At 34.3% G+C, this 2,669-nt stretch carries 4 protein-coding genes; 2 read left to right on the plus strand and 2 right to left on the minus strand.

The genetic code is table 11. The features are described 5' to 3' along the window. Positions 1-188: 188 nt before the first annotated feature. A complete protein-coding gene (locus tag ACFIM8_RS08925) occupies positions 189-806 on the minus strand; it encodes a helix-turn-helix transcriptional regulator (protein ID WP_375607534.1) in 618 nt (205 codons plus the stop codon). Positions 807-915: 109 nt separating this feature from the next. Between ACFIM8_RS08925 and ACFIM8_RS08930 the strand changes: the two genes are divergently transcribed. Both ACFIM8_RS08930 and ACFIM8_RS08935 read left to right on the plus strand, forming a co-directional pair. Next, on the plus strand, positions 916-1,167 hold the full coding sequence (locus tag ACFIM8_RS08930) for a helix-turn-helix transcriptional regulator (protein ID WP_375607533.1): 252 nt from the start codon (positions 916-918) through the stop codon (positions 1,165-1,167). Positions 1,168-1,178: 11 nt separating this feature from the next. Further along, entirely contained in the window at positions 1,179-1,631 is a 453-nt protein-coding gene (locus ACFIM8_RS08935; protein WP_375614814.1) for a hypothetical protein, read from the plus strand. A gap of 8 nt (positions 1,632-1,639) precedes the next feature. On the opposite strand, the gene ACFIM8_RS08940 is transcribed toward ACFIM8_RS08935, so the two are convergent. Next, complete coding sequence (locus ACFIM8_RS08940; protein WP_375614815.1) at positions 1,640-2,515, minus strand: hypothetical protein; 876 nt, start codon at positions 2,513-2,515, stop codon at positions 1,640-1,642. Between the last annotated feature and the right edge of the window lie 154 nt (positions 2,516-2,669).

Below are 2,669 nucleotides of genomic sequence, written 5' to 3' on the forward strand. Positions count from 1 at the left end.
CATTGGAATTTATAAGAATTGGCTTATCCATAATTTTTCCTCCCTAACGCCTCTTGGCGATTGTTTGTGCGTGGTTTGTATAATTACTTATATAACTATAATTATAAAACAGCAAGCGAAAAATTATAAAAAGTTATATTTTTTATAAAAAATATTATAATATCTTACTGAATAAGAGGGGAGGATAATTAGCGATAAGTCCGAATCATCTTGCTGTAAGAACTTATTGGCAAAATAGCAAATATTTCTCCAACCCACACAATTTTAACATTCTTAATAGGTAAGGCATTCCAAGAAAGCAGATCTATTTCACCATTCATGCCCCTGCTAATCTGCTTTATATATCTTTTATTATCATGTGTTAAAATAACGGCTTCTTTGCCAAAAAAGGATTCTATTGTTTTAATTTGGCGCCGTCTTACGATAACCATATCTCCATCTTTATAGGCTGGAATCATAGAATCTCCTTTAACTTCAAAAGCAACCATATCATCAGGTAAAGCAAAAGGAATTTCTACTTGTTCAAGACCATCTTCAGGGATTTGTTCAAAACTTGGATCTATCTGTGTTCCTGCTCCAATATACCCCATAAGAGGAACAAAAGTTGTGAAGTGATTATCCCCTTTTAGTTCTTTATATAATTCTAAAATGGCATCTCTATTAGAGCCGCGTGGATCAGAATCTTTTAACCACTTAGACACTGAAGCTTGTGTTACGTTTAGCCGTTTGGCTACATCTTCTTGCGTTAAGTTAAACTCGGTCAAAATCTTTTTTAATGTGTTTATAATATTAGATTTATTACTCATACTTCTGCTTACCTTATTTTTTTATCGTTGATAAAGATAAATTTCATTGACTTTATATAACTATAATTATATGAATAAAGTAAGGCAAAGCTGTAATTGGAGCTTGTAAATGGATCAACGAGAAGATTTTAAGAATTTGACTAAGTCAATACGGGGCAAATTTAATTGGACACAATCAGAAATGGCGAAAATGCTTGGTGTAACTCAAGCAGCTGTTTGCAAGTGGGAAAAAAGAGGATCTATCTCCGTAATAAATTATCTAAAGCTGCAAAAGTTGAAGGATAGTTCTGGCTCTAGTTCTGCTTTTATTGCTGCTTCTACAGATAATAATGAACAGCAACAGCACCCTTCACAGGTTTAAAGAGAAAGATCATGAGAAACGGAATATTGAAGAAACTCTATACGCAGCTTTGTAGATTAATAGGTTGTAATTCGAAAATGAAGAATGGAGATAGATTGGTGAAAGAATTTGTACGGATACCGGATCGTGATTGTAGCATAGAAGATCTTGTGAAACGACACGAAACTCACACAACAATTCTTAAAAAACGAGAAGAATGGCATAAGTCAAAATTTGATAGTTGGATGAGATGGCATGAAGCCACTCTTGCAGAGCGAGATAAGTCAATTGAACAACAGCAAGTAGTACTTGAAAACCTATTCTCTTTAATTAAGCAAAAAAATAAGACACTGTATGAACAAAGATTAAAGTTGGCTTCACAAATGGAGCTAATTAATAAATTAAATAATAAAATCATTTGCTTAATTAACAAAAAAGAAGAACCAAGATTGATCGATTTTACTTTTGCAGGAGAATGCTTTTAATTTTGGCATCAAAAAAACCACAAATGAGGATTATCAGCCAAAAAGGAATATTCAGAGCCAAATTCATCATATGTATCTTTTGAGCGTGGATATGAGGCCCAAAAATGAACAGTGAATGTTTCCTCTGGGTTAACAATCGAAGTGTGGTCAAGTGTAAAATTTGCAATGTTGCGGGAATTAGGCTTACGGCAGCTAATTATGAAATCTAAAAAAGTGTAGCATTTAGCACGTATAATAAAAAAATTCAAAGCGAACTCTGATGAAGCATTTGATTTTATATTTTGGGGACATAAAGCAATGAGCTTTGGAGTTGTTCTTTTAATGACGAGGTGTTCACCTGAAGTTTTAGATGGCCATCTAACGAAAGGGCAAGCATTTTTAACAAACTTAAAGGGACTTTTTTTCGATATGCGTATATTCCTTATCATTATATCTTCTCTAGTAAGATTTTTAATGCATAATTTCACCCTAACGCGTGAAGTGCCTTCATATTTTTGTGGGAAGAATACTGCCTTCAATTTCAAATATGGTCCCAAATCTCGTGCTTTTTTATCTTCTAATAGAATAGCTGTCTGGGTTTCTGATGCTATAGTTTGTCGTTGGAAGATTTTAAGTTGTTTTTTTAAGCTTCGTTGTTGCACAAAAAGTGTCACCATTCCAGTAACTATCGTAGCAATAATAGGAGCAATCGTAAGATTATCACTTATCCAGTGCAGCAAAAATACAGCACTATCATTTATCCGGTGCAATAAGAATACAACCTTATCAACTATCCATTCTTGCATCATAATTCCCCCCACTTTTTTAGAATCGTTGGGAGGATACTTTTTCAAAAACATTTTTTCAAGACAAGCAGTCACAACACGCTCTGTCATAGCACGCATATAAATACGCAACAGCAGGGGGGATTATGATCACTAATGCACAAACCATTCTCTGTCTTGATCTAGGCACTAAGACTGGCTGGGCGCTTCGTGATGCAGATGGTTTTATCACAAGTGATACAGAACATTTTCAATCACGCCGTTTTGAAGGCGG

It is taken from the genome of Bartonella sp. AC535YNZD (genome assembly GCF_042196625.1).
Taxonomy (GTDB): Bacteria; Pseudomonadota; Alphaproteobacteria; order Rhizobiales; family Rhizobiaceae; genus Bartonella.

What these genes read in the sequence shown, in the direction of transcription:
- ACFIM8_RS08925 (WP_375607534.1), bottom strand. Translation starts at nt 806, where the DNA reads ATGAGTAATAAATCTAATATTATAAACACATTAAAAAAGATTTTGACC.
- ACFIM8_RS08930 (WP_375607533.1), top strand. Translation starts at nt 916, where the DNA reads ATGGATCAACGAGAAGATTTTAAGAATTTGACTAAGTCAATACGGGGC.
- ACFIM8_RS08935 (WP_375614814.1), top strand. Translation starts at nt 1,179, where the DNA reads ATGAGAAACGGAATATTGAAGAAACTCTATACGCAGCTTTGTAGATTA.
- ACFIM8_RS08940 (WP_375614815.1), bottom strand. Translation starts at nt 2,515, where the DNA reads ATGCGTGCTATGACAGAGCGTGTTGTGACTGCTTGTCTTGAAAAAATG.